This is a genomic window from Streptomyces phaeochromogenes (assembly GCF_001418655.1).
Classification (GTDB): domain Bacteria; phylum Actinomycetota; class Actinomycetes; order Streptomycetales; family Streptomycetaceae; genus Streptomyces; species Streptomyces phaeochromogenes.
In genome coordinates this window covers 1-1,289 of record NZ_LIQZ01000589.1, presented here as the reverse complement: position 1 = coordinate 1,289, position 1,289 = coordinate 1, and the positions used below count along the sequence as shown (strand labels likewise).

Annotated in this window: 1 protein-coding gene; it reads right to left on the bottom strand. The window is 70.8% G+C overall.

The window, feature by feature from the left end; translation table 11 throughout:
- Positions 1 to 1,281, bottom strand: a 1,281-nt coding sequence (locus tag AOK17_RS46240; RefSeq protein WP_206190955.1) for a glycosyl hydrolase 115 family protein, incomplete at its 3' end; no start/stop codon positions are given.
- Positions 1,282 to 1,289 lie beyond the last annotated feature (8 nt).

Here is a 1,289-nt window from a genome sequence, read left to right as displayed (position 1 = left end):
AACCCCCTCCGCACCCGGCCCTGCTCCTGGCCCCGCCGCCGCTTCCGCCTCCGCCGGATCCGGATGCTTGCGGATGTTCCCCCAGTTGTCGTCCGTCAGCACGACGGTCACGTCGTCCGGCGCGCGCAGCCCGCGGTCCCAGTACCGCTGGACCTCCTTGTAGAGCGTCCACACCTGCGGGGTCTCGGCAGCCGGGCGCCCGGTGACGTCCTCGATGATCGACCGCTGCGTCGCGATGATCTCCCGCATCAGCTCGATACCGTCACCGTCGGGCAGGCTCGTGTCCCCGTTCCCGCGCATCCCGAGCGTGACGACACCCTCGAAGTCCTGGTCGACCATGCGCCGCACACCCTCGCGCCAATACGCCTTGATCGCCTCGGAGTTGCGCCGGAACGACCACTCCCCAGTACCTCCGTAGGGATCGCTCCCCGGCGTCACCACATTCCCCGCGCTGTCGCGCACGGCCGGCACCGCATGCCGGTTCCACTCCTCGATGCCCCGCATCATCGGCGCCTCATGGGACGTGCCCATGACAATCCCGTACGCCTTCGCCCTGGCGTGATTCTCAGGGTCGTCCTCGGCGAACGCCCGCCCCCACACCGCCGGCCACAGATAGTTCGCCTTCAGCCGCAGCAGCACCTCGAAGATCCTGGCGTAGAAGTCCGCGTTGAAGCCACCGGGATGGCCGGGCGCCTTCCCCGGCCCGAAGAACGCGGGCGCCCACGTTCCCAGCGCCGGGTTCTCGTCGTTGATGAAGACCCCGCGGTACTTCACCGCCGGCGTGCCCTGGCTGTACCGCCCCGGCAGCACATACACCTCGCTCCGCCGCACCGGCCGCACGTCGTCCCACCAGTACCAGGGCGAGACCCCGATCCCGTACGAGACGTCGTACGCCCCGAAGATCGTGCCGCGCGGATCACTGCCCGCGACGACGAAGGCCCGCTCCACGCCCGGCATCGGCCGCTCGACCACGGTCTGCAGCGAGGTCTCCCACCTGCCCCGGATCCCGCGGACGTCGAGTTTCCCGGCCGCGACGAGCCCGTCGATCAGCGGACTGCGCCCGATCGTCCCGACGAGCACGACCTCCCGCGCCACCGCCGAACCCGGCCGCACCCCCGTGACCCGCTCGATGTCGTCCCGCAGATCCCCTGCCACCCGTACGACTCCGGGGTGGTCGTCAGGGCTGACCACCACCGGCGCTCCGACCAGCGCGAAGGCCCCCGGCACGGGCGTGAAGGAGAGGTACGCGCCAGGATCGGTGATCTTCGGTCCACCCGCCACTCCCGGCC